The sequence below is a fragment of the Flavobacterium sp. GW823-FHT06G12 genome, from assembly GCF_058794775.1.
Window position 1 is genome coordinate 58,218 of record NZ_JBXAHE010000005.1, and the last position, 24,320, is coordinate 82,537.

Here is a 24,320-nt window from a genome sequence, read left to right on the forward strand (position 1 = left end):
GGTTTATTATAGTGTAACAAAAAATTATACTTTTTCAACTTGCATAAAGCTCAATTCTAATGGAGTCTTTCTTCCGAAAATCTTAACCATTACCTCAAGCTTACGCTTTTCTTCATTGATTTTCTCAACAGATCCATTAAATCCATTGAAAGGTCCATCAATAACCTTAACTGTTTCACCAACACTAAATGGAATAGAGCGAGTATCTGTATTTACAGCTAGCTCATCTACTTTACCTAACATACGGTTTACTTCAGAAAGTCTTAAAGGAACCGGCTCTCCACCTTTAGTTTCCCCTAAAAATCCAATAACACTAGTAATTGACTTAATAATATGAGGAATCTCACCAACTAAGTTAGCTTCGATCATAACATATCCAGGAAAATACACTTTATCCTTAGATGATTTTTTCCCATCTTTTACAGTAACCACTTTTTCAGTAGGAACCAAAACTTGAGAAACATAATCCTCCATACCTAATCTCGCAATCTCAGTCTCGATATAAGCTTTCACTTTATTTTCTTGACCGCTAACCGCTCTAACTACGTACCATTTTTTCACATTATTATCTGCCATCACAAAAAAATTATCCTTTTAACCAGTTAAAAAATCCAGCCAAAGCTTTTGCAAAAAATTCGTCTACTCCCCAAGTTGCCAAAGCGAATAAGATCGAAAATACAGCCACAACAATTGTCAATTTTTGTACTTCAGCCCAAGCTGGCCAAGTAACATTTGACTTTAACTCTTCGAAAGCCTCTGATAAATAATTAGTAACTTTTGTCATTTGATATATTTTTTATTGCACGGGCGGAGGGATTCGAACCCCCATCAACGGTTTTGGAGACCGCTATTCTACCCTTGAACTACGCCCGTAATTAAAGCCAGTGATTAAAAAATAATCACTGGCTTCTTATTTATTTTAATAGAATTACTCTACGATTTCAGTAACCTGACCAGCACCAACTGTTCTACCACCTTCACGGATAGCGAAACGTAAACCTACGTTCATAGCGATTGGGCTTAATAAAGCAACCTCAATAGTTAAGTTATCACCTGGCATTACCATCTCTACACCTGCTGGTAAAGAAATAACTCCTGTTACGTCAGTTGTACGTACGTAGAACTGTGGACGGTAGTTATTGTGGAATGGAGTGTGACGTCCACCTTCTTCTTTTTTCAAGATATAAACCTCAGCTTTGAATTTAGCGTGTGGTTTTACTGAACCTGGCTTAATAATAACCATACCTCTTTTGATATCAGCTTTATCAATACCTCTTAACAATAAACCTACGTTATCTCCAGCTTCACCTCTATCAAGGATTTTACGGAACATCTCAACTCCTGTAATAGTAGAAGTTAATTTTTCAGCTCCCATACCAATGATTTCAACAGGATCTCCAGTGTTAGCAACTCCAGTTTCGATACGACCTGTAGCAACAGTTCCACGACCTGTAATTGTAAATACGTCCTCAACTGGCATCAAGAATGGTTTAGCAACGTCACGTACTGGCTCTTCGATCCAGTTGTCAACAGCTTCCATTAATTCGATAATTTTAGGTACCCAGTTTGGATCATTGTTTAATCCTCCTAAAGCAGAACCTTGAACTACAGGACCATTATCTCCATCATATTCGTAGAAAGATAATAAATCTCTAATTTCCATTTCAACAAGCTCTAACAACTCAGCATCATCAACCATATCCACTTTGTTCATGAAAACAACGATTCTTGGAATACCTACCTGACGTCCTAAAAGGATGTGCTCACGAGTTTGTGGCATTGGACCATCTGTAGCAGCAACCACTAAGATAGCTCCGTCCATTTGAGCAGCACCAGTAACCATGTTCTTTACGTAATCCGCGTGACCTGGACAGTCAACGTGAGCGTAGTGACGGTTAGCTGTTTCGTACTCTACGTGTGATGTATTAATAGTAATACCTCTTTCTTTCTCCTCTGGAGCGTTATCGATTTGATCAAACGATTTTGCTTGACAGTAACCAGCATCTGACAATACTTTTGTAATTGCAGCAGTTAATGTAGTTTTTCCGTGATCTACGTGTCCAATTGTACCTATGTTTAAGTGCGGTTTGGAACGATTAAAATTCTCCTTTGCCATTTTACTTAATTTTTAATCTTAGTTATATATTAATTTTCAATTTCCTACTTACTTGAGCCAATGTCGGGATTTGAACCCGAGACCTCTTCCTTACCAAGGAAGCACTCTACCCCTGAGCTACACCGGCAGAGTTTCCATTTTTAGATTAAAAGACTTTAAAATACAGATTTAACAACCTATAACTTACAATCTAAAATCTAAACTTTTATTTGTGGGGAGAGCAGGATTCGAACCTGCGAAGTTCACACAGCAGATTTACAGTCTGCCCTCGTTGGCCGCTTGAGTATCTCCCCTAGTTTTAAAAGTCCATTATTTTAAAGAACCAATTTCAAATCGCATTTGAAATTTATTGAGCCGATAGAGGGACTCGAACCCACGACCTGCTGATTACAAATCAGCTGCTCTAGCCAGCTGAGCTACATCGGCGAATGTATTAAAAAAGTCCGCTATTTCTAACGGACTGCAAATGTAGCTATTTTATCTTTTAATCAAAACATTTTTTCAAAAAAATTTCAATTAAATGTGCGCTCTAATTTTTTCTTTCCTTTTTACAAGCAAACGTTCTAATGATTCTGCCGAAAGCTCAACGGCCTCTTCAAATGTTTTACACTGTTTTTTTACCAAAAAATCATCACCAGGAACATTAATCTTTATCTCCACCACCTTATTCTCTTTATCACTCGTTCTTTCAACTTTCAAAAAAACATCTGATGAAACCACTCGATCGTAGTATTTCTCTAGCTTACCCATTCTTTCTTGGATAAAATCGACCAATTTTCTGTCGACAGTAAAATTAACTGCATGAACATCTACCTTCATAATAAAAATTTTAGGATTAACATTTAGAATCACTATTTACTTCTCGGATGCGCACCTCTATACACTTTTTTAAGCTCCGCTAAACTATTATGAGTATAAACTTGCGTAGACGCCAAACTAGAATGCCCTAGTAATTCTTTAACTGAATTCAAATCTGCCCCATTATTTAAAAGGTGTGTTGCAAAAGTATGACGAAGCACATGCGGACTTTTTTTAACCTTTTCTGAGACCCTACTAAAGTATGAATTTATTAAACGATAAACAAAAGATTCGCTCAATTTTAACCCTTTTTTCGAAACAAAAAAACACTCATGATTTACCAAACTATCCAAACCGTCCCTTTCCTTTATATACAAATCAATCTGATCTGCAATAATCGGCAAAATCGGAATAATACGCTCTTTATTTCTTTTTCCCAAAACCTTAATCAAACCATTTGAACGATCCACATTTTTAATCATCAAATTAATCAATTCCGCTCGACGCATCCCCGTCACATAAAACATCTCCACAATAAGCCTATCTCTTATTTCCTCAAAACCAACAGGAGTATCTATAACAGTAAGCAGATCACTCAGTTCTTTTTCTGAAAAAGGAATCTGAACCACTTTAGGCGTTTTTAGAGATTTATGCTTCAGCATGGGATTAACCTCTATTTGCTTTGTTTTCAAAAGAAACTTATAAAAAGCTTTTAAAGAAGCCATCTTTCTATTTATAGAAACATTAGAAATACCTTGATCAACCAAAAAAACAATCCAACTTCTTACCTGACTATAATTAACCAAATCAATACTCTCTTGATCAAAAGATTCTTTCACAAAAGATCCAAAAGACACAATATCATTTAAGTAAGCCCCAACTGTATGCACAGAATATTTTTTTTCCAATAAAAGATAATCCGAAAAAGCTTCTTTATTTGTTTTCATAATTTAAATATTAAGCACAAAAAAACCGTTAGTATCAAAATTAAAACATTTTGACCACTAACGGTAATTATTTTTGAAAAGCTAAATACTAACTTTCTAAACTGTCTTTCAAGCCTTGAATGTAAGCTGCTTTTTGAATTTGAGCTCTTTTGATAACAGATGGTTTAATAAAAGCAGTACGTGCTCTTAATTGACGAACAGTTCCTGTTTTATCAAATTTTCTTTTATAGCGCTTTAATGCTCTATCGATATTTTCTCCGTCTTTAATTGGTATAATTAACATAATATAGACACCTCCTCTCGTTAAGGCTGCAAATGTATATATTAATTATGAATTATGAGTTATAAATTTTAAATTATTTTCACTTAAAACCTATAATCAGGAAGAAAACTAGTATTTACCAACTTCATTTCGTCTTCCAAATGCTTATTTCAATAAGTTTCTAGAAATGACAACCTTTTGGATTTCGGTTGTTCCCTCTCCTATAGTACATAATTTAGAATCTCTATAGAATTTTTCCACTGGAAAATCTTTAGTGTAACCATAACCTCCATGAATCTGAACAGCATCATTTGCAATTTTGACACATGCTTCTGAAGCATACATTTTTGCCATAGCACCAGATGTGGTTACTGGTTTATGCTTTTGCTTTAAAAAAGCTGCCTTATGGAGCAATAATTCTGAAGCCTCAATCTCTGTTGCCATATCTGCTAATTTAAAAGAGATTCCCTGAAAATTACTAATTGGCTGTCCAAATTGATGTCTTTCTTTTGAATATTTTAATGCAGCTTCATACGCTCCTTTTGAAATTCCTAAAGATAGAGCCCCTATCGAGATTCTCCCGCCATCAAGAATTTTCATTGCCTGAACAAAACCTTCTCCAACTTCTCCTAATCTATTTTCATCGGGAACTCGACAATTATCAAAAACCAATTCGGCAGTTTCGCTTGCTCTCATTCCTAATTTATTCTCTTTTTTGCCTGATGAAAAGCCTTTCATTCCCTTTTCAAAAACAAAAGCAGTCATTCCTTTAGAATCTCCTTTTTCGCCAGTTCGCACTACCACAACTGCAACATCTCCAGAAATACCATGCGTAATAAAGTTTTTAGCACCGTTTACAATCCAATGGTCTCCGTCTTTAACTGCAGTAGTATTCATACCGCCAGCATCTGAACCTGTATTGTGTTCTGTTAATCCCCACGCACCTATGAATTCAGCGGTAGCAAGTTTAGGAAGCCATTTTTTCTTTTGCTCTTCGTTTCCGAACGTTAAGATATGATTGGTGCATAAAGAATTGTGCGCAGCAACAGACAACCCGATTGATGGATCTACTTTTGAAATTTCTTCTACAACTGTAATATATTCGTGATACCCCAAACCTGAACCTCCATACTCTTCTGGAACTAAAACTCCCATGAAGCCCATCTCGCCAAGTTGCTTAAACAATTGGATTGGGAAAATTTGCGCTTCGTCCCATTCCATTATATAAGGTCTAATATTTTTTTCTGCAAAGTCTTTTATAGACTGTGCAATCATTAGTTGTGTTTCGTTGTAATCAAAGTTCATGAGTTAGTTTCTTTTTAGAACTCCAAATATAAACTAATTATTTTTGCTTTTTCAACAGGAAAATCTTTAATTTTTGCTAAATCCTCAATATTATTAAAATTTCCGTTCATACTTCTATAAGTGACTATTTGTTTTGCGAGTGTGTATTTGAAGTATGAAAATTGAGCCAGTTCTTTTAATGAAGCCTCATTTACATTTATTTTCTTCAAGTTTGAAGGAATTACAACTTTAAAATGAGCTTTTAATTCATTAACAACTTGTGGAGAGAGTCCCCAAATATCATTCATTTGTTCCATTGAAACGAATGAACCCAAAATTTCTTTTTGTTTTAAGATTCTAGAAGACAAGCCTTCTCCTATTCCGTAGATTTTAATCAGATCTTCTTGAGTTGCTTCATTAATATCTAATATTGGAAGCTTTTCTTTTTTCGGAAAACTATTTATACTAAAATCTCTTTTCTCAGCACTATAATTATTTTTATTCTGTTTCCAATCTGGAAATTTAAACAAAGGAGAAATTTTATCTAATAGTGAATCTGAAACTCCTGTGACTTTCTGAAATTCTTCTGCTGAATTTATATATTTATTCTCTTTCCGAAATGCCATTAGTCGATCAATTTCCTCTACCGACATTCCGAGCTTGTATCCTTTATAATCAGAAATAAAATTAGGATTGAAAAGATAATTAATTGGGCTTACCTTTTTATCGTCTAACTTTTCCTGATCGATTTCTGACTGTAGAGCAAGCCATTGCTCTTTTTCAGAACTTTTACTTTCTGAAATATTAAAATCGGATAAATAATAAAACAGTTGCAACCCTATCATAATAATGAAGAGCATAAAGAGGCCTATTCGCTGCTGTTTTGTAAAATGAAAATACTTATTGAAAAACTTAAAATTCATAACTAAAATATCTTTGTTCGAACAAGAAAGAAAAATCCTTCAAATTTATAATAGAAATTAGTAAGAAAAGTAGTTTTTAAAAAATTATCGAATCTTTTATAAAAGTCCAATTAGTTTAATGAATGTCAATACTTAGAGAAAGTTTCTTACGAGTACTGTAAAAAAAACAAAGATTTTATAACTTAAAACATGATAATTGTTTTTATTTTTTACAAAAAACAATACATTTGGCACTTAATAACAAATAAACCAATAAAATAATATGTCAATTTGGAGAGTTAAACCTATATCAGCCTTTGAGGCCGATATGAAAAAAAGTGATTTAAAAAGAGTCCTAGGAAAATGGAGTCTTACTGCCATTGGTGTTGGTGCCATTATCGGTGGGGGAATTTTTGTACTTACAGGTACTGGGGCTTATTATCATGCAGGTCCAGCATTAGCAATTTCGTTTATCATCGCAGGTATTGCGTGTGTTTTTGCGGCTCTTTGCTATTCTGAATTTGCTTCTATTTTACCTGTTGAGGGATCTGCTTACGCATATGCTTACGGTACAATTGGAGAAGTTTTTGCTTGGATTATTGGATGGGGTCTAATTCTCGAGTATGCAATGGGATCTATGACTGTAGCGGTTTCCTGGTCCGGATACTTTAACAAATTGCTAAAAATATTTCACATTCACCTTCCTGATTGGTTAACTACAGATCCTGCAAGTTACACAGGAGAAGGTTTTTCTATGAATCTTCCAGCTTTCTTGATTGTCCTTTTAGTTATTTCATTGCTTATTAAAGGAACAAAAAGCGCTGCTAAAGCAAATAACGCAATTGTTATTCTTAAAGTATCTGCTGTAATCTTTGTAATTATTGCTGGTCTTTTCTTTATTAATACAGCAAACTGGAGTCCTTTTATTCCTGAAGCAACTCAGATTATTGAAAAAGAAACTACGCACAATGCTTACGGAATTGGAGGAATCGTTTCTGGAGCTGCTGCGATCTTCTTTGCTTATGTTGGTTTTGATGCCGTTTCTACACAAGCTGGAGAAGCTATCAATCCTAAAAAAGATGTTCCTTTTGCAATTATTGCTTCTTTATTAATCTGTACAACTTTATACATTCTTGTTTCTTTAGTATTAACAGGAATGATGAACTACCAAGACTTTAATCCACTAGGAAAATATCCTGAGGCTATTAAAGCTCCTGTTGCTTATGCATTTGATATTGCTGGACAGGGCTGGGCTGGTTCTATTATTACTGTTGCTGCGACTATTGGTTTAATTTCAGTATTGATGGTTATGATCATGGGACAATCTAGAATTTTTCTTGGAATGTCTAAAGATGGTTTAATTCCTTCTGTTTTCTCTAAAGTAAACCCTATTTCTGGAACTCCAAAAACGAACTTAATGATTCTTGGAGCTATTATCGCAACTGTTGCTGCTTTTACACCAATCAACAAATTGGCTGATATGACAAGTTTTGGTACTTTGTTTGCCTTTACAATGGTTTGTATCGCTGTTTGGATTTTAAGAGTAAAACAACCAGGATTAACAAGAACATTTAAAGTTCCCGCTTTACCAATTATTGCGGTACTAGGAATTGCAATCAATTCTTATTTAATTTTTAATTTAAGTAAAGATGCACAGTTACTATCTTTTGGATGGCTTGTTCTGGGTATAATTGTATACTTTGGATATAGCAAGAAAAGATCTAGACTTAACAATACAACAGAAGAATAATAAATACAACTTCATAAAAAAAGCTCCAATTTAAAATTGGAGCTTTTTTTTATAAATCGAATACTGATGTTCTTTTTGAGCGAATTAAATCTTTTAGTCTGATCCAGAAAGCAAGAGTTAAATAAACTCCAAACCCTAAACCAGCTGTAACAAAAGAAATGTAAATAAAAAACAAGCGCACACTTGTTACGCGCATTCCAAGTTTATCTGCTAGTCTTGAAGAAACATGGAAACCATATTTTTCAAAAAAGAATTTTAGTTTTAAAATTGCTGACATTTCTTTTTAGATTTTAGATTTACAAAAATAGGAATTATCTAATTATGAAATTTTCTAATTCGTTAATTATTTTTAAGCAATTCCAATCCGATAGCACATTTTAAGCAAGCCTTGCGTTCGCAATATTCATTTTTGAGTTCTAATAATGCCTGACTATCAAATGCCGTTTTTGACTTAATGCCAAACGAATTGAATTTATCGATAATAGCATTTTTCTCTGAAGTGACTTCATTCATAAAATCAATTAAATCTTCGGCAATTGACTCACCCATGATGTTTGAATAAGCAAATTGGAGCGGAACAATCGTATTTAGAATCAGCAGATCTATAAATGACTTAGAAAGTGTTTTTGATTTCTTTGGACTTTCTTTATCAAACTTATAGTGATTTTGCCAATAAAGGCTCGCAGATACTGTTAACAAACTATGTACAGTATCGACTGATTTTAAATCAATAATTTTTGAAAACAGATTTTGATGTTTATGATATAATGCCGCCAATTGAGAAAGTCTAATTGTTGGGAAATTATCTGGCCGAAGTTTAAAAAACTGAAGCGGTTCTGTATATGTTTTTTTTATTTGATATTTATGCAGTAAATAGAAATAACGAAACTTTAAATCTTTATAGTAAACATCTTCTTTTTCTGCATTTAATAAATTTGAAGTTCCAAATAGTAGCGCTTCTAAATTTTCAACCTCAAAACTCTCTTTTCTGATTATAGCAAACGGAATTGCTTTTGAAATCTGCAGAAAGGAATTTCCATTTGTATTCAAACCAAAATTCTTTGCTAGAAGGCAAAATAAGACGGCTTCCCAATCTTGATTGGTTTCTTCTAATAATTGATAAATAAACCCAGATTTTCGCTCTAAACGCTCAAAAAACAATCTTTCTTGCCAGTTTTTAAAAACAAAACCATCAATATCTTTTAATTGTCTTTCACAAAAAATCCAAGTTTTTGGAGCAACCAATGTGCTATAATTTTCGATTATTTCTTTTGAAACATAATCTTTAAGAACCAAAACAGGAATTTCAGTATTGTTTTCTCTAAAAACAGCAGTATCGTTTTCCCACACTACATGAAGAATGACATTTTTGTAGGCAGGATCTTTCTCATGATTGTGCAAATACCAATCTGAAGATTTTAAATGAATCTCGACATTGCCTGCCCATTTCTGATTTCCAATTTCTATGTAAGCATTGAAAAAATCAGGCCCGGCAAGTTCTAGATAATCGCCCGATTTTAAAATTGTTATTACTTCGCCTTGGGCAGTTTTTAAATTCAAGCTATCAAATTTCTTGAATTTCCAGAGATAATGAAGAAAGTCTTCTTTCATTTTTAGATTTTATGATGCTGTTACAAAATCTAAAAGTAAATTATTTTTTAATATTATTCTTACAAATATAAAAAATTAACGAAGCATATATAACTTAGCACAAGCCCTTGCATCTGATAAAGCTTCGTGGTGATTGAGCTGAATATCCATTTCGCGACAGCAATCACTTAATTTTGTTGGCTTTATGCCTTTTGCTTTATAGATTTTAACCGTGCATTCCCATTTTGTAGCAATATTCAAATCTTCATAATTTAAGCCATGAAGCAACATTGTTTTCATTAAAACATTTCGGTCAAAACTTTCATTATGCGCTACCACAACTCTATTTTTTAGTCTCTTTTCAATCTCAGGGTAAATTTGGAAAAAAGATTTTGCGTTGATAGTATCTTTTGGGTAAATTCCATGAACACGAATCGTAAATGGATTATACTCATTATTTGGTGGCTTAATTAAAGTTACATACTCGTCTACTATAATTCCGTTTTCGACTGTTACAATACCCACCGAACATGGATGATATCCTGTTGCGGTTTCAAAATCTATAGCTGTAAAATTCATTTTATATATTTAAAAGACAAATCCATAAACCTAATTGTTTTACAACAAGATTTATGGATTATTTGTATTTATAAAGGCTTATTTTATTGCGCCAATAATATCATATTTAGTAATAATGTGATGATGTCCGTTTCCTAAATCAACCAAAACAGCGTCATTTTCTTTGCTAAAAAGTTTTGAAACTTCCTCAATTGGTGTTCCTAATTTTACAATTGGAAAAGGTTTACCCATTACCTCTTTAATTGGTTTTTCGGCAACATTTTTATCTTCAACATAACTTCTAAACAAGTCTGTTTCGTCTACAGAACCAACAAAACCATTGATATCTACAACTGGAATTTGCGAAATCTTATATTTACGCATACGCTCAATTGCATGCGAGACCAATTCCTCTGTACGAACAACGATTAATTCTTTGTCAATATGATCTTTAATAACGTCTTCTGCTTTTGTTATGTTTTCTTCCAAAAATCCGCGTTCGCGCATCCAATCATCATTAAACATTTTTCCAACATAACGGCTTCCAGAATCGTGAAATAATACCACAACTACATCATCTGGTTTAAAATGTTCTTTTAACTGTAACAAACCTTTAATACAAGCTCCAGCAGAATTTCCAACAAAAATTCCTTCTTCAAGAGCAATCTTTCTAGTATAAACTGCAGCATCTTTATCGGTTACTTTTGTAAAACCGTCAATTAGAGAAAAATCAACATTCTTAGGCAGAATATCTTCTCCAATACCTTCTGTTATATACGAATAGATTTCGTTTTCGTCGAAGATTCCTGTTTCATGGTATTTCTTAAAAACAGAACCATAAGTATCAATACCCCAGATTTTAATATTTGGATTTTGTTCCTTCAAATATTTTCCAACTCCAGAAATAGTTCCTCCTGTTCCAACACCAACAACAAAATGAGTGATTTTTCCATCAGTCTGTTTCCAAATTTCTGGTCCAGTTTGCTCATAGTGCGCCAATGAATTTGACATATTATCGTACTGATTTACGTACCAAGAATTTGGAGTTTCTTCTGCTAAACGCTTTGAAACCGAATAATATGAACGTGGATCTGTAGGCTCAACATCTGTAGGACAAACAACAACTTTTGCACCAACAGCACGAAGAATATCCATTTTTTCTTTAGACTGTTTGTCTGAAATCACACAAATTAATTTGTAGCCTTTTACGATTGCCACAAGTGCAAGTCCCATTCCTGTATTTCCAGAAGTTCCTTCAATAATAGTTCCTCCAGGTTTTAATCGGCCATCTGCCTCAGCATCTTCAATCATTTTTACAGCCATTCTGTCTTTTACAGAATTACCAGGATTAAAGGTTTCGACTTTTGCCAATACTAATGCATCAATTTCAGCAACAATTTTGTTCAGTTTTACCAATGGCGTGTTACCAATTGTTTCTAAAATATTATTTGAAAAGTCCATTTTTATTTAAGTTTTATTAAGTGGTTCTAAATAAAAAATAGTCCGTTTTTTATTGGAAGAAATTCCAAACCAGACCAAAACGCAACACAAAATCACGATACGGATTATGTGGCGCTGAATAATAGTTGCTCTGCGAAAACAAAGCATTAAAATGCTCTGCTTTTAAATAAAAACGCGTTTGGCGTATTCTGGCATTCACAAAGAAATCGAATGTTGCAAAACCACCCGTTTTTTTCTCCTGCTGTACAAAAAATTCAGCAATAACAGGGTTATAATCATCTCCGTAATACTTCGTAAGGTAATTAAACACAAGTCCTGTTTGCATAAATAAAGCTTTTTTAAAGAAATGATTTGAATAATAGAATGTGTTTCTAGTTACAAAATCAGGTACATTTAAAATTAAATCTGATTGATCTACTTTTTGGTACAAAAGCGTATTATCTAATGCAAAAGGTCCAAATTTAAACTCTCTGCTTGCTTTTATTTCTAAATAGTTAATTACATTTCCATACTGCATTGGCTTAACGATCTGCTCTTGAGCTGCTTGCTCCGCATCTGTAGCCATATCTGTAAAATACAAATGATCTTTTAGTACCGTATACTGAACTTGTCCGGTCAACCAAGGAGTTGTAATTTCTGCACTTAACGAATTGATTTTTTCGTTTTTAAAATTATTTGCCCAATTGTATGAAATCCAACTACTTTGATACAAATTATAATTATTATTAGGCAGTTTATTGATGTTGCGATATCTAAAATCAAACTTGATTTTTTCGTTCATATTATATCGCAACTTTGCATCTAAATCTGAAAGCGATTGGTTGGTAATTGATCTAGAATACAAAAATCTACCGTTCCATTTGTTTTTCTGATATTCATACTGAGCACCGAAATTATTAAACTGCAAAAACAAATTATCTGGAATCGCATTTCCATCAGAACCAATAATAACTCGATTGTATTTGTAATTAGATCTGTAATCGTCTATAAAAAATATAAATTTACCTAACAGCGAATTCTCATAAGCTGCACCTACTTTATTATAAAGTCTCTCATATTTGGTCTGGTCGTTAATATTGCCTGACGAATAGGAATCTCCAAATCGTTGTATGCGACTAGTTGTTCCGTCATTAGAAGTTATAGTCGAAATTACCGTTGGTTGCTTATATTCGTAATCCTTATATTCATAATTAAATTGATGCGTTATATAAAGGTTATTGCTCCCATCTTTTGGATTTACTCTAAAAGCATGGTCAAAAAACAATCTTCGCCCTTTTAAAAATGATTCTGCATCAGTTAAATAAACTTGCAATCTCTGTCGGTTTTTATAATCATTACTATTGCTTTCAAAATCAGAATCACTCGTTATACCTCCATTTTCTTCATTCAAAATATCTTGATTTGTAAAATGTGCATTTATCGCATAACGCTTGTCTGTTGTAGCATAACTGGTTGTAATTCTTAAATTTCCTGCACTAACCAATTGGTTATTATAATCTCCTTCAGATCTTAATCCTTTATAAGCAATAGAAAAATTAAGATTTTTAGAAACGTTTAATGTGATAAATGAATCTACATTTTGCCCTTTTTTAATTGTAGTGTTAAAAAACAACTCCGTAAAAGGTGTTGCAACAGAATAATATCTAATTTGATCTGCCTGCATGTAAATAGAATGCTTGCCACTAAAACCAATTTCAGGATACGGAGAAAAACTTGTCAAACTATATTGTAATGTATTTAAAGGCTGTCCAATATTAGAGAACTCCATAAGACCAAAAAGATCTTTTCTTAGATGATTTTGTTTGTAAGCACTTTTAAGAGTCAACGAAGTATCAGCATAAATTGTATCGTGTTCTAGAGTAACAATTTTATACTGGTCTATTTTCGCTATTTTTTGTTTTTTCTTTTTTACTGTATCCGTAATACTTGAATATTTCGTATTCATATCTAAATTATTTTTAGAAGCAGGATTTTTTTCTTGAGAAAACAATAAAGTTGGTACAACTAATAGATATAGAAAAATGAATATTCTCATTTGATGGCTTTGTATAAATTTATTTTGACAAAATTTGCTAAGCAAAGGTAAATTATAAAAACAAATAAATAAAAAAACACTTCATTTTATACAATTGCCTTGGCTGACAGTACGAAAACGAATATTTTTGCCAAAAATTTCATCTAATTTGTTATTTAAAACCTAAAAAATGCTCGAAAAAAATTTCTCAGGATTTGTTTTGGAAACCGGAACCGATGAGGCTGGCAGAGGATGTCTAGCTGGACCAGTTACTGCCGCAGCTATAATTTTACCCGAACATTTTGAAAATAAAATCTTGAATGATAGTAAGCAATTGTCTGAAAAAACAAGAGCGCTTTTAAGACCAATTATAGAACAAGAAGCTTTATGTTTTGCCGTTACACATTTGTTTCCAGACGAAATTGATGAAATAAATATTTTAAATGCTTCTATGAAAGGAATGCAAGAATGCATTTTAAAGTTAAAGCATGTTCCAGAATATATTATTGTTGATGGAAATCGTTCCTTAAATGCTAAACTCGGACTTAAAAATACTTTTGGAAAACAGTTTTCTCAGGACGAAATTGCACTTTTAAAATCGATTCCGAATCAAAGTATTATCAAAGGCGATGGAAAATACTTGAGTATTGCTGCTGCATCTGTTTTAGCAAAAACATATCGCGACGAATATATGGATCAAATTCACGAAGAATTTCCGATGTACAATTGGAAACAAAACAAAGGATATCCAACCAAAGAGCATCGTGAAGCCATTAAAGAATTTGGAACCACAAAATACCATAGAATGAGTTTTAGACTTTTGCCAGAGCAACTAGAACTTGATCTCTTCTAATAAAAAAAACGACCTATTTTGCATAGGTCGTTTTTTTTATTTTTTACTTTTTAAGAATTCTGCAAATGTTTTTGTGTCATAGTAAAAAGGTCTGACAGCCGTAATTTTTCCGTCCTTCAAATCAAAATGTTCTGAAATTGGAACTGACATTGTTTTACCTGATTTTTTAGATTTACAGCTTATTGTAAAATAAATGATTACTTCATTTTTAGAAGCATCACTAAAATAAACCGGTTCTTTTTCTATCTGTAAATCAAAAAACTCTGTTGATTTTGTGAACATTTTTGTCCATTCGCTAAAACCAATATAAGTTCCTCCGTAAGGCAATCCTGTAGCCTGATTATAAACTGCTCCGTCTGCAATTAAAGCACTCAAAGCATCAAAGTCTCTTGTTTTAAAAAGACTTTCATAATATTTCGCCACTACTTTCAAATTATCAGCTTCTAGATTTTTTAAAATATCTGCCTCAGACAAAGTTGCTCCTTTATCCCAGAAACTAATAATTTTACTTACCTGACCTTTTCCGTTTAAACGTGCAAAATCACGTCCAGCCATTACAAGATTATTTTTAGAATCAAGAATTTTCCATTCCCAAGTTACATAATTGTCCTTTACAATTTTGGCTCCCGAAGTTAAAACTGCATCTGGGTTTTTCTTGTAAAATTCGTTAATAACATTATTAAACGCAACAGTTCCTTTTATAGAAGCTGAAGGATCTTCAAAAGTACTGTCTTCTAACCAGATTGATTTTATCATCTTTAATCTAGTATCGCTATTTTTTTCCTGCCACACTTTTTCATAAACTGTAACTGGATATAATTTATCTTTCTTTTGGGCAAAAAGACCATTTAGCACAAAAAGAAAACAGAATAAGTAGATTTTTCTCATAAGCAATCAGGAATTAAAAATTTAATAGTAAGTACTCAAATTTAGCATAAATACCTTAGAGAACGACGAATAATCTATAATTTGTCTTTCTTTCAAAATCTTAACTTTTGCGAAATGTTTTTTCTCTTTTTTCAATATTTTTTTAGAAAAAAACCGATTTCTCTCTAAAAATTGACACGAAATAAAAAACCGTTTCAAATGAATATCTGAAACGGTTTACTTTCTTAGAGATGTTTTTAAACAAATTCAGCTTCGAAGAGCTCTGCGAAATGTTTTATGATTTTAGCTTTTATTTCTTCTTCATTTACTTTTTCTACCCCGAGTTCTACATTTAAAGAAGTAACGCCTTTTCCGCGAATACCGCATGGAATAATATTATCAAAATATCCTAAATCGATATTTACATTTAAAGCAAATCCGTGCATGGTAACCCATCTTGAAGCACGAACACCCATTGCGCATATTTTACGTGCAAACGGAGTTCCTACGCCAAGCCAAACTCCAGTTTCTCCTTCGCTTCTGCCCGATTCTAAACCATATTCTGCCAAAGTTAGAATGATTGATTCTTCTAACAAACGCAGGTATTTATGAATATCAGTAAAGAAATTTTCTAAATCTAAAATCGGATAACCTACAATTTGTCCAGGTCCATGATACGTAATATCTCCGCCACGATTGATCTTATAAAAAGTTGCTCCTTTGGCTTCGAGTTGTTTTTCGTTTAATAATAAGTTCTCTAGATCGCCACTTTTTCCTAAAGTATAAACATGCGGATGCTCTACAAACAGCAAATAATTTGGTGTTGGCAGCTCTAGTTCTTCTCTTCTATTCTTGATTTTTAAATCGACTATGTCTTTAAAGATTTCTTCTTGATATTCCCAAGTAGATTTATAATCTTTTTTACCCAGATCCTGAAGTTGGATTTTTTTGTTCATTTTAATTATTTTTCAAACTCAACATCACAGTCAAGTTTGTCGGGATTCTCCATATAATCCGTAAAAGAGTATTGAATTGTAATTGATTTTCTGTCGTCGCTAAACAAAGCACTTGGATTAGAGACTTTCTTTATCTTTTTTGGAAAGTGATATTTAACAATGTAGCTAGACGAAGCAAACATCATTTTTGACATATCTCCTTCTGCATCTTGCGCCTTTGCTGCTTTTTTTTGTTGATCGACTACTGCTTTTCTTGTAAATTTCTTTCCGTCATAAGTATAACTTAATTTACTGCCATTATCTCCGAAACCGCTTCCCATAGGGTTTTTGCCTCCTTCTAATTTTTGAAGCGTGCCCAATGTCTGTAAAATATCTTGTAATTCGTTTACGTTTTTAAAATCAGTTGACATGTTCATTAGAAATTCTTTCTTCTCTGAACTTATTTTTGTCGATACAACATAACTTTCCAGTTTTTTAAGTTCTTTTTGCGTTTCTGGCGACAATTTGGCGATACTGTCTTTTTTCTCTTGAAATACTTCTTTGAAAGTAAAAGTAGTATCTATATCTTTTTTATTGTCTCCCATTTGACCTGCAATTTGATCACCAGCCATTTCCATTATAGGAGAACCGTCCATATCTACAGAGAATTTTCCGGTTCCGTTATCGTTTATGTAAACATTTTCAGTGAAAGTACAGCTAGTTAAAGTCGCTATTAAAAAAGAAAAACAAAGTAATTTGTATAATTTCATCGATGTACAATTTTTCATCAAAGATACGAACTTTTTTAAGGCGCTAACTTTATTTAAAAACCCGCTAAAACCTTTTTATTCTAAAACAACTTCTAGATTTGTACTTTCTGGATTTTTTAAACAATCTGAAAGCTGAAATTTTAAGCTTAAAGATTTTTGGTCTGAACCAATAATTGCGTTTGAATTTGAAACCGATTTTATTTTTTGAGGAAAATAATATTTGAGCGTATAGGATTGCATTACTTTATACTTAGAATATATTTTTTCGTGTTCATCCATTTCTTTTTTATCTTTTTCAAACTTTTCTGGATTGGTTATGGCTAAAGTTCTTTTAAAGACTTTACCATCAAAAGTGTATTTTATTTTATAGCTTTTTCTGTATATGGGATAATTTTCTTTAAGAGAATTTGCCAATCCAAGGCTTTCATAAAGATTGGGTATTTCTTCTATGTTCTTAAATTCAAAAGCTACTTTGTTGAAATTTTCCATTTGAATTGGGTCCAATTTGATCTGCATTTTTACATTTGCATGCTCTGTAAATAAAGCTTGGTCGGCTTTATTAAATTTCACAAAAGTATCTTGGTACTTGACGATGTAATCTCGAAAAGTAAAAGTTGTGTCTATAAATTTTTCATCTCCAAAATCTTGTCTTCCTAACTGTGCGAAACTATTCTCATCTCGAAGACTGTATACTTCGATACTTCCGCTTCTGTCTGAATTTATGGTAAGTGTTTCTGTAATTTGACAGCTTATAAAAGAAAACAACAGTAAAAAAACGGATAAATATTTCATTTTTTGTTAAAATTCTAAAGTTACAAAAAGCTAATATAGTAAGTTTTTTCAGTCATTGCATTCCAACTAAAAACTCTTTTGAAAACGAAAATTTCTAATCTAGCCCCGATAGAAGCGGTATCCTTTTTCTTGCTTCTTTAGCAAGGAAAAGATACAAGCGTATAGCGGGACAAAACGTTCATGAAAAGACGAAAATTTCTGCTGCAAAAAACCTTAACACTTTGAGTTGAAACTTGAAACAAAAATTTTATCTTTGCACACTTAAAAAAATAGCACAAAATGGCATTATCAGAACAAGAAATCATTAGAAGAGAAAAACTTCAGAACTTACGCAACTTAGGAATCAATCCTTATCCAGCTAATCTTTTTCCTGTAAATCATACATCTAAGCAGATAAAGGAAACGTTTGAAGAGGGTAAGAAGGTTATCGTTGCGGGTCGTTTGATGAGTGTTCGTGATCAAGGTAAAGCTTGTTTTGCTGAGTTGCAAGATAGCGAAGGACGTATTCAATTGTACGTAAATCGCGATGTTTTGTGTGAAGGTGACGATAAAACGCTATACAACCAAGTGTTCAAAAAATTAACCGATCTAGGTGATTTTATTGGTATTGAAGGTGAATTGTTTACAACTCAAGTTGGTGCAAAATGTATTCGCGTGACTGGTTTTACTTTCTTAAGCAAAACTTTGCGTCCGTTACCGTTACCAAAAGTTGACGAAGAAGGAAATGTTCACGATGCTTTTAACGACGCTGAATTGCGTTATAGAATGCGTTATGTAGATTTAACAGTAAATCCTCAGGTTAAAGAAACTTTCATCAAACGTACTAAATTGTTCAGTGCGATGCGTGGTTATTTTAACGATGCAGGATATTTAGAGGTTGACACTCCTGTTTTACAATCTATTCCTGGTGGAGCTTCGGCAAGACCATTTATTACGCACCACAACTCGCTTGATATTCCGCTTTACATGCGTATTGCAAATGAGTTATACTTAAAAAGATTAATTGTTGGTGGATTTGAAGGTGTTTATGAGTTTTCTAGAAACTTCCGTAACGAAGGTATGGACAGAACGCATAATCCTGAGTTTACGGCAATGGAAATATATGTAGCCTACAAAGACTACAACTGGATGATGGAATTTGCTGAAGGCTTATTGGAGCATTGTGCAATTGCTGTTAACGGAACTAGCGAAGTTACTTTTGGCGAGCACAAAATTAACTTTAAAGCGCCTTATGCTCGTGTTACAATGACAGATTCTATCAAACATTTTACTGGTTTTGATATTTCTGGAAAAACAGAACAAGAATTGTTTGAAGCTGCTCGCGGAATGGGAATCGAGGTTGACGAAACAATGGGTAAAGGAAAATTGATTGATGAAATTTTTGGAGCTAAATGTGAAGGAAATTATATTCAGCCAACTTTCATTACAGATTATCCTAAAGAAATGTCACCGCTTTGTAAAGAGCACCGTGATAATCCAGATTTGACTGAGCGTTTTGAATTAATGGTTTGCGGTAAAGAAATTGCAAATGCATATTCTGAATTAAATGATCCAATTGATCAAAGAGAGCGTTTTGAAGATCAAATGCGTTTGGCAGCAAAAGGTGATGATGAAGCAAACGGAATTATCGACGAAGATTTCTTAAGAGCTCTTGAGTACGGTATGCCTCCTACTTCTGGAATGGGAATTGGAATGGATCGTTTGATTATGTATTTGACAAACAATGCTTCGATTCAGGAAGTTTTACTGTTTCCTCAAATGCGTCCTGAGAAAAAACAAGCTCAGATCGAACTTTCTGATGAAGAAAAATTCATTATTGACTTGCTTACCAAAAATGAAAATAGAATGGATTTAACGCAACTAAAAATTACAGCTAACTTAAGCGGTAAAAAATGGGATGCTTCTATGAAAAACTTATCTAAACACGGTTTGACTAAAGTTGTTGTTGACGGCGAGTTTAAATTTGTGGAATTAGTTGGATAAATTCCAAAATTAAAATTCCAAATTACACGTTGGATTTTATGATATTCAAACCCGACAGGTTTTAAAAACCTGTCGGGTTTTATTTTTAAAACAAATACTTCTCGCCATTTTTTCCCATCAATATCCAAACACAAACTAAAAATTACATTTAAAAAACTGGAAAACAACACTTTACTTTTTCTGAATTGTTTTACAAGAAAATACTTTCACAAGCCTTGTTACAACATTCAAAAACAAGACAAAACTCCGTTAATAAAGAACATACAATTGATTTTGTTTTTGCTTTTTTTTAGCAAACAAATTACTACATTTGAAAAAAAAATAGACTTTATATAAAGTCTATTTTTTTTTGAACCCAAACCCATTCAATTAACATTTTTCAACCAATACTTTAAATGAAAATTAGAAAGATCGCCCCAAACGAAGACTTGGAAACAACAGTCAAGAAAAAAAGAAATCGTTTCAAATTTGTTCTCATTGCTATTATCGTTCTCTCTGCCGCAGGCTTTTTAGGTTTTAAATATTTTACGCCTAAAAAAGAAGCTATTTGTTTAGGCACAGATACCAAAATCTATGATGCTTACAAAGATGCAGTTGTGCTTATAAAGCATAGATATGGCTATTTTGCTAAAATTAACGGAAAAGAAATTCAGCTTAATGTTGAGGATGCTAAGGAAGAAACAATTTACGGAACTGGCTTTTTTGTTGATACAGAAGGTGACATGATTACCAATAGACATGTTTTACAACCATGGGATTCATCAGATGAAGAAAGCGCCAAAGTAAATACTACTATACGAAATCTACGAATGAAGATTGCTTCTATTCTTACTACCGATGTTTCTGAAAATGACTATGAAAGTTTTATTGACAACAACTGGTCACATGCTTCAGTCTCGTATGATGAAGGTGAAGGAGAATATGAAGAATCAGGCGAAGAAACTACTGAGTCAGCAGGTGAAGAATTTGTTAGTTCTAATGAAACAGAAACAGATACAGCGCAAGTATCTACTGATATTGCAGCATCTATTCCGGTAAAAGAATATGTTCCCATAGAAAACATTGAAGTATATGTAAAAACTGTCGACATTGAAGTAGCTCTTCATAATTCTGATAGTGAATGGAATAGTTGTGAGGTTAAAAAAGTTTCAGATGACACTAATGTTGATTTAGGTCTTTTACAGTTAGTTACTCATAAAACTCCACAAACTGTTACCAACATCATTAGTCTTGATAATATTATTGATAATGATGCTTCTTTAGCTCCTGGCCAAAAAGCAATAATGGTAGGTTATCCGATGGGAATGGATTTGGCACAAACAAACTCTGGTATAAAAGTACAGCTTTACAATGGTCAAATTAGTAAAGAATCTGATGGTAATAAAATTCAATACAGTATAACTTCTACACATGGCGCGAGCGGCGCACCAGTTTTTAATGAATGTGGCCAACTGATTGCTGTTAATTTCAGTGGAGTAGATCAAGTTCAAGGTATAAATTTTGGAATTGTAGCCAAACATATCCAATCGCTCTAATTTGAAAAAATCAGAAAAAAGACTTTAAAACTAATCGGATTTTGATATTTCAAATCGAATAAAAAATCGCACTCAATTAATTATGAATAAATTTTTTAGTATTTGCGCACTACTATTCTGTGGTGTCGCTTTTTCACAGATTCCAACTCTGGATGTCGAAAATCAGAAAAAAAATTCGGTCATCTTACAGGAAGTGAAAATTGAAACCAAAATTTTAGGAAATCTTGCTTCAACTACCGCAACTTATACATTTTACAATCCCGGAGACAGAATTTTAGAAGGAAATTTTACACTTCCATTGCCAGAAGGAGTTAGCGTAAGCGGTTATGCTTTGGATATTAACGGAAGCTTAAGAGATGCAGTTCCTGTTCCGAAAGAACGAGCTAAAGAAGTTTTTGAAAGTATAGAAAAAAGAAATATAGATCCAGGTATTATTGAAAAAGTAGCTGGAAACAATTTCAGAACCAGAATTTATCCTATTACTGCGAGAGGCAGCAGAATGATTAAGATTACTTACAATCAGGAATTAAAAAATTCTGCGACCGATTATGAATATTTTTTAAGTTTTGCCAATGCAGTTAGCATTCCGAAATTTAATCTAAAAGTATTGGTTAACGAAAGTCTGACAACTCCTAAAATTACAGAAAATCCAGATGGAAGTTTTACTTTTCAGAAGAAAGGAAATCAATGGATTGCTGAAATTAGTAAAACGAATTTCACTCCAAATGAGAGTCTTAAAATAGCTATTCCAAAAGTAAATGAGTCGTCTAATGTAATGCTTCAAAAAGCTTCTAACGATAAATATTATTTTGCGGCAAGCGTTTCAATGAATTTCCCTGTAAAAGAAAAAGCAAAATCTCAAAAAATTGCCATTATTTGGGACAATTCATTTAGCGGATCTAAAAGAAATCACCAAAAAGAATTGGACTTTCTTACTGCTTATTTTTCAGACAACAAAGACGTTGCGGTCTCTTTTGTTCTTTTAAATAACGTTCTTGAAAAAACAGAAGAATTTACAGTTTCTGGTGGAAATTGGAATGCATTAAAAGACAGAATTCTTAATCTGAAATACGATGGCGGAAGTGATTTTGGCGCTTTAAAAGAGATTTCATCAATAGACGAATATCTTTTGTTTTCTGACGGAATTTCAAATTTTGGTGATTTAACTCTAAAATTCAAAAAACCGGTTAATAGTATAACAAGCACACCCACTTCTGATTTTAATCTGCTTAAACTTTTAGCATCACAATCTGGAGGGAATTTTATCAATCTTAATGAATTAGACACTCAATCTGCTCTAAAAACGTATAAAAGACTTCCTATTGTATTTTTAGGTTTTAAAGAAACCAATACACTTCAGGAGTTATTTCCAAATGTTGGAACTGCCGTAAACGAACCAGTCAACATATTCGGAATTTCATCTTCAAACTTGAGCAAACTTACTGCTGTTTTTTCAGTAGGAAATAAAAAATTTGAAGTACCTGTAGATTTTAGTAACGCTGTACAAGTAGACAATTGGCCTCTTGCACAATTTTGGGCACAACGAAAAATTAATGATCTTGAACTTAATTCAACACAAAACAGTGAAGAAATCAGAAATCTGAGTGAGCAGTTTGGTGTAGTAAGTAAGAACACCAGTCTTATCGTATTGGAAGATGTTAATGATTATGTGCGTTTTGGCATTACTCCTCCAGAGGAATTAATATCAGAATACAACAGAATCGTTTCTCAAAACAAAAAACAAATTTTAGAGAAACGAAGAAATCTTCTATCTAAAGCTTTTGATAAAACACGTGAACTGACAACTTGGTGGAACAGTGAATTTAAGCCTACAGAAAAAAAACAATATCCTACCATTTCTAAGCAGTCACAAAAATTGTCGTCGGCAGAAGAAAGTGTTGTTAGCGATAATGCTGTATATTCAGCAGAAACTAGAGCAGGCGATAAAAAAACTTCTACAGGTAAAATAACTTTGGTAGATGTAGAAAGTACTCAAGAGTATATGAAAGATTTTCAGTCTTTACAGTCTCCTGAATTGATTTACCAGAAATATCTTGAAAATCGTCCGAAATATGAGAAACAGGTAACCTATTATTTTGATGTTTCTAAACTCCTATTCAAAAAAGGTGACAAAGCACTTTCTCTAAAGGTTTTAAGTACATTAGCAGAACTTGATTTGGAAAACGAAGAGTTATATAAGACGATATCTTATCTGTTGAAACAAAGAGGCAATTATGAAAAAGAATTGTGGATAACTCAAAAGATTCTAGAATGGAGACCATTTGATCCTCAAAGTCATAGAGATTATGCATTAGCTTTGGTAGATAATAAAAAACCTCAAGAAGCTCTTAATATCTATAAAGGCATGCTTTATCAGGAATATACCGATGAGATTTCTATTAGAGATAATGGTATTGAAGAGATTTTGATTATGGAAATCAATAACATTTTGAGCCAAAACAAAAATGTTGATGCAAGCAAAGTTGATGATCGTTTAAAAGCAAATCTTCCAGTAGACATTCGTATTGTTATTAACTGGAATAAGGACAATACAGATATCGATCTTTGGGTTACAGATCCAAGAGGAGAAGATTGTTCGTACTCGCATAGATCTACAGAAATTGGAGGAAGATTAAGCAATGATTTTACTCAAGGTTTTGGTCCTGAACAATTTTTACTAAAAAAAGCGATTAAAGGGAAATACAAAATCAAAACGAATTTCTTCGGTGAAAGACAGAATATTCTTTCTGGACCAACGACTGTTATGGCAGAAGTTTATTTGTATTATTCTGATGGCAGACAAGAACGCAAAATTGCTGTTTTCCAAAGCCAAAAAGAAAACAAACGTGAAAGCGATAGTAAAATTCTAATTGGAGAATTTGATTTTTAGGAATTACAAAGCT

General features: G+C 32.8%; 22 protein-coding genes and 4 tRNA genes. 5 read left to right on the top strand and 21 right to left on the bottom strand.

Going from position 1 to position 24,320, the window contains the following annotated elements; translation table 11 throughout:
- Nucleotides 1-24: 24 nt before the first annotated feature.
- The 12 genes from nusG to AC1Q5Z_RS18675 all read right to left on the bottom strand — a co-directional run bounded on the left by nusG (nt 25) and on the right by AC1Q5Z_RS18675 (nt 6,267).
- Complete coding sequence (nusG, locus tag AC1Q5Z_RS18620) at nt 25-576, bottom strand: transcription termination/antitermination protein NusG (protein WP_008466925.1); 552 nt, start codon at nt 574-576, stop codon at nt 25-27.
- A 10-nt stretch (nt 577-586) separates the two neighbouring features.
- The gene (secE, locus tag AC1Q5Z_RS18625) at nt 587-784 is read right to left on the bottom strand and encodes a preprotein translocase subunit SecE (RefSeq protein ID WP_008466927.1); all 198 of its coding nucleotides are present in this window, start codon (nt 782-784) and stop codon (nt 587-589) included.
- Nucleotides 785-802: 18 nt separating this feature from the next.
- A tRNA-Trp gene (locus AC1Q5Z_RS18630) sits at nt 803-873 on the bottom strand.
- Nucleotides 874-928: 55 nt separating this feature from the next.
- Nucleotides 929-2,116 (bottom strand): elongation factor Tu, encoded by a 1,188-nt coding sequence (gene tuf / locus AC1Q5Z_RS18635; protein ID WP_012024011.1) that lies wholly within the window; start codon nt 2,114-2,116, stop codon nt 929-931.
- A gap of 55 nt (nt 2,117-2,171) precedes the next feature.
- Nucleotides 2,172-2,243 (bottom strand) — tRNA-Thr (locus AC1Q5Z_RS18640).
- 85 nt (nt 2,244-2,328) lie between these two features.
- A tRNA-Tyr gene (locus tag AC1Q5Z_RS18645) sits at nt 2,329-2,409 on the bottom strand.
- Nucleotides 2,410-2,468: 59 nt separating this feature from the next.
- Nucleotides 2,469-2,542: transfer RNA gene (locus AC1Q5Z_RS18650), tRNA-Thr, on the bottom strand.
- Between the two features lie 90 nt (nt 2,543-2,632).
- Nucleotides 2,633-2,935, bottom strand: a complete 303-nt coding sequence (gene hpf / locus AC1Q5Z_RS18655; protein WP_008466930.1) for a ribosome hibernation-promoting factor, HPF/YfiA family — start codon at nt 2,933-2,935, stop codon at nt 2,633-2,635.
- Nucleotides 2,936-2,967: 32 nt separating this feature from the next.
- A complete protein-coding gene (locus AC1Q5Z_RS18660) occupies nt 2,968-3,861 on the bottom strand; it encodes a tyrosine-type recombinase/integrase (RefSeq protein WP_492446331.1) in 894 nt (297 codons plus the stop codon).
- Nucleotides 3,862-3,949: 88 nt separating this feature from the next.
- Complete coding sequence (gene rpsU / locus AC1Q5Z_RS18665) at nt 3,950-4,144, bottom strand: 30S ribosomal protein S21 (protein ID WP_026730435.1); 195 nt, start codon at nt 4,142-4,144, stop codon at nt 3,950-3,952.
- A 144-nt stretch (nt 4,145-4,288) separates the two neighbouring features.
- Complete coding sequence (locus AC1Q5Z_RS18670) at nt 4,289-5,428, bottom strand: acyl-CoA dehydrogenase family protein (protein WP_198857524.1); 1,140 nt, start codon at nt 5,426-5,428, stop codon at nt 4,289-4,291.
- Nucleotides 5,429-5,442: 14 nt separating this feature from the next.
- Nucleotides 5,443-6,267 carry a ComEA family DNA-binding protein gene (locus AC1Q5Z_RS18675; RefSeq protein ID WP_343587197.1) on the bottom strand — a complete coding sequence of 275 codons (825 nt, stop codon included), beginning with the start codon at nt 6,265-6,267 and terminating at the stop codon, nt 5,443-5,445.
- A gap of 325 nt (nt 6,268-6,592) precedes the next feature.
- Between AC1Q5Z_RS18675 and AC1Q5Z_RS18680 the strand changes: the two genes are divergently transcribed.
- Nucleotides 6,593-8,059, top strand: a complete 1,467-nt coding sequence (locus AC1Q5Z_RS18680; RefSeq protein WP_343587200.1) for an APC family permease — start codon at nt 6,593-6,595, stop codon at nt 8,057-8,059.
- Nucleotides 8,060-8,108: 49 nt separating this feature from the next.
- Here the strand turns inward: AC1Q5Z_RS18680 and AC1Q5Z_RS18685 are convergent, their stop codons facing one another.
- The 5 genes from AC1Q5Z_RS18685 to AC1Q5Z_RS18705 form a co-directional block, all read right to left on the bottom strand.
- A complete protein-coding gene (locus AC1Q5Z_RS18685) occupies nt 8,109-8,336 on the bottom strand; it encodes a PspC family transcriptional regulator (protein ID WP_008466940.1) in 228 nt (75 codons plus the stop codon).
- 62 nt (nt 8,337-8,398) lie between these two features.
- Nucleotides 8,399-9,670 (bottom strand): DUF2851 family protein, encoded by a 1,272-nt coding sequence (locus AC1Q5Z_RS18690; protein ID WP_492446334.1) that lies wholly within the window; start codon nt 9,668-9,670, stop codon nt 8,399-8,401.
- A gap of 75 nt (nt 9,671-9,745) precedes the next feature.
- Entirely contained in the window at nt 9,746-10,228 is a 483-nt protein-coding gene (locus tag AC1Q5Z_RS18695) for a 3'-5' exonuclease (RefSeq protein WP_278022603.1), read from the bottom strand.
- Between the two features lie 78 nt (nt 10,229-10,306).
- A complete protein-coding gene (locus tag AC1Q5Z_RS18700) occupies nt 10,307-11,668 on the bottom strand; it encodes a pyridoxal-phosphate dependent enzyme (protein ID WP_198857529.1) in 1,362 nt (453 codons plus the stop codon).
- Nucleotides 11,669-11,717: 49 nt separating this feature from the next.
- Nucleotides 11,718-13,703, bottom strand: a complete 1,986-nt coding sequence (locus AC1Q5Z_RS18705) for a putative porin (protein WP_278022604.1) — start codon at nt 13,701-13,703, stop codon at nt 11,718-11,720.
- A 169-nt stretch (nt 13,704-13,872) separates the two neighbouring features.
- Between AC1Q5Z_RS18705 and rnhB the strand changes: the two genes are divergently transcribed.
- Nucleotides 13,873-14,535: a ribonuclease HII gene (gene rnhB, locus AC1Q5Z_RS18710; protein WP_492446336.1), complete on the top strand. Its 663-nt coding sequence runs from the start codon at nt 13,873-13,875 to the stop codon at nt 14,533-14,535.
- A gap of 36 nt (nt 14,536-14,571) precedes the next feature.
- Here the strand turns inward: rnhB and AC1Q5Z_RS18715 are convergent, their stop codons facing one another.
- The 4 genes from AC1Q5Z_RS18715 to AC1Q5Z_RS18730 all read right to left on the bottom strand — a co-directional run bounded on the left by AC1Q5Z_RS18715 (nt 14,572) and on the right by AC1Q5Z_RS18730 (nt 17,899).
- Nucleotides 14,572-15,423 (bottom strand): nuclear transport factor 2 family protein, encoded by an 852-nt coding sequence (locus tag AC1Q5Z_RS18715; protein WP_198857532.1) that lies wholly within the window; start codon nt 15,421-15,423, stop codon nt 14,572-14,574.
- A 236-nt stretch (nt 15,424-15,659) separates the two neighbouring features.
- The gene (gene lipB, locus AC1Q5Z_RS18720; protein WP_198857533.1) at nt 15,660-16,358 is read right to left on the bottom strand and encodes a lipoyl(octanoyl) transferase LipB; all 699 of its coding nucleotides are present in this window, start codon (nt 16,356-16,358) and stop codon (nt 15,660-15,662) included.
- 5 nt (nt 16,359-16,363) lie between these two features.
- A complete protein-coding gene (locus AC1Q5Z_RS18725) occupies nt 16,364-17,107 on the bottom strand; it encodes a hypothetical protein (protein WP_286968817.1) in 744 nt (247 codons plus the stop codon).
- A 75-nt stretch (nt 17,108-17,182) separates the two neighbouring features.
- On the bottom strand, nt 17,183-17,899 hold the full coding sequence (locus AC1Q5Z_RS18730) for a hypothetical protein (RefSeq protein WP_492446339.1): 717 nt from the start codon (nt 17,897-17,899) through the stop codon (nt 17,183-17,185).
- 279 nt (nt 17,900-18,178) lie between these two features.
- Between AC1Q5Z_RS18730 and lysS the strand changes: the two genes are divergently transcribed.
- The 3 genes from lysS to AC1Q5Z_RS18745 all read left to right on the top strand — a co-directional run bounded on the left by lysS (nt 18,179) and on the right by AC1Q5Z_RS18745 (nt 24,307).
- Nucleotides 18,179-19,882, top strand: a complete 1,704-nt coding sequence (lysS, locus tag AC1Q5Z_RS18735) for a lysine--tRNA ligase (RefSeq protein ID WP_343587219.1) — start codon at nt 18,179-18,181, stop codon at nt 19,880-19,882.
- Between the two features lie 395 nt (nt 19,883-20,277).
- Nucleotides 20,278-21,417, top strand: coding sequence for a S1 family peptidase (locus AC1Q5Z_RS18740; protein WP_492446341.1), 1,140 nt, complete (start codon nt 20,278-20,280; stop codon nt 21,415-21,417).
- A gap of 82 nt (nt 21,418-21,499) precedes the next feature.
- Complete coding sequence (locus AC1Q5Z_RS18745) at nt 21,500-24,307, top strand: DUF2135 domain-containing protein (protein ID WP_492446343.1); 2,808 nt, start codon at nt 21,500-21,502, stop codon at nt 24,305-24,307.
- The last annotated feature ends 13 nt before the right edge of the window (nt 24,308-24,320 follow it).

Bases quoted from the DNA above. Each gene is read 5' to 3' on its own strand.
- AC1Q5Z_RS18705 (WP_278022604.1), bottom strand. From the start codon at position 13,703: ATGAGAATATTCATTTTTCTATATCTATTAGTTGTACCAACTTTATTG.
- AC1Q5Z_RS18660 (WP_492446331.1), bottom strand. From the start codon at position 3,861: ATGAAAACAAATAAAGAAGCTTTTTCGGATTATCTTTTATTGGAAAAA.
- AC1Q5Z_RS18700 (WP_198857529.1), bottom strand. From the start codon at position 11,668: ATGGACTTTTCAAATAATATTTTAGAAACAATTGGTAACACGCCATTG.
- hpf (WP_008466930.1), bottom strand. From the start codon at position 2,935: ATGAAGGTAGATGTTCATGCAGTTAATTTTACTGTCGACAGAAAATTG.
- AC1Q5Z_RS18740 (WP_492446341.1), top strand. From the start codon at position 20,278: ATGAAAATTAGAAAGATCGCCCCAAACGAAGACTTGGAAACAACAGTC.
- AC1Q5Z_RS18690 (WP_492446334.1), bottom strand. From the start codon at position 9,670: ATGAAAGAAGACTTTCTTCATTATCTCTGGAAATTCAAGAAATTTGAT.
- lipB (WP_198857533.1), bottom strand. From the start codon at position 16,358: ATGAACAAAAAAATCCAACTTCAGGATCTGGGTAAAAAAGATTATAAA.
- rnhB (WP_492446336.1), top strand. From the start codon at position 13,873: ATGCTCGAAAAAAATTTCTCAGGATTTGTTTTGGAAACCGGAACCGAT.
- AC1Q5Z_RS18670 (WP_198857524.1), bottom strand. From the start codon at position 5,428: ATGAACTTTGATTACAACGAAACACAACTAATGATTGCACAGTCTATA.
- AC1Q5Z_RS18745 (WP_492446343.1), top strand. From the start codon at position 21,500: ATGAATAAATTTTTTAGTATTTGCGCACTACTATTCTGTGGTGTCGCT.
- AC1Q5Z_RS18680 (WP_343587200.1), top strand. From the start codon at position 6,593: ATGTCAATTTGGAGAGTTAAACCTATATCAGCCTTTGAGGCCGATATG.
- AC1Q5Z_RS18725 (WP_286968817.1), bottom strand. From the start codon at position 17,107: ATGAAATTATACAAATTACTTTGTTTTTCTTTTTTAATAGCGACTTTA.
- AC1Q5Z_RS18675 (WP_343587197.1), bottom strand. From the start codon at position 6,267: ATGCTCTTCATTATTATGATAGGGTTGCAACTGTTTTATTATTTATCC.
- lysS (WP_343587219.1), top strand. From the start codon at position 18,179: ATGGCATTATCAGAACAAGAAATCATTAGAAGAGAAAAACTTCAGAAC.
- nusG (WP_008466925.1), bottom strand. From the start codon at position 576: ATGGCAGATAATAATGTGAAAAAATGGTACGTAGTTAGAGCGGTTAGC.
- AC1Q5Z_RS18715 (WP_198857532.1), bottom strand. From the start codon at position 15,423: ATGAGAAAAATCTACTTATTCTGTTTTCTTTTTGTGCTAAATGGTCTT.
- secE (WP_008466927.1), bottom strand. From the start codon at position 784: ATGACAAAAGTTACTAATTATTTATCAGAGGCTTTCGAAGAGTTAAAG.
- AC1Q5Z_RS18730 (WP_492446339.1), bottom strand. From the start codon at position 17,899: ATGAAATATTTATCCGTTTTTTTACTGTTGTTTTCTTTTATAAGCTGT.
- AC1Q5Z_RS18685 (WP_008466940.1), bottom strand. From the start codon at position 8,336: ATGTCAGCAATTTTAAAACTAAAATTCTTTTTTGAAAAATATGGTTTC.
- rpsU (WP_026730435.1), bottom strand. From the start codon at position 4,144: ATGTTAATTATACCAATTAAAGACGGAGAAAATATCGATAGAGCATTA.
- AC1Q5Z_RS18695 (WP_278022603.1), bottom strand. From the start codon at position 10,228: ATGAATTTTACAGCTATAGATTTTGAAACCGCAACAGGATATCATCCA.
- tuf (WP_012024011.1), bottom strand. From the start codon at position 2,116: ATGGCAAAGGAGAATTTTAATCGTTCCAAACCGCACTTAAACATAGGT.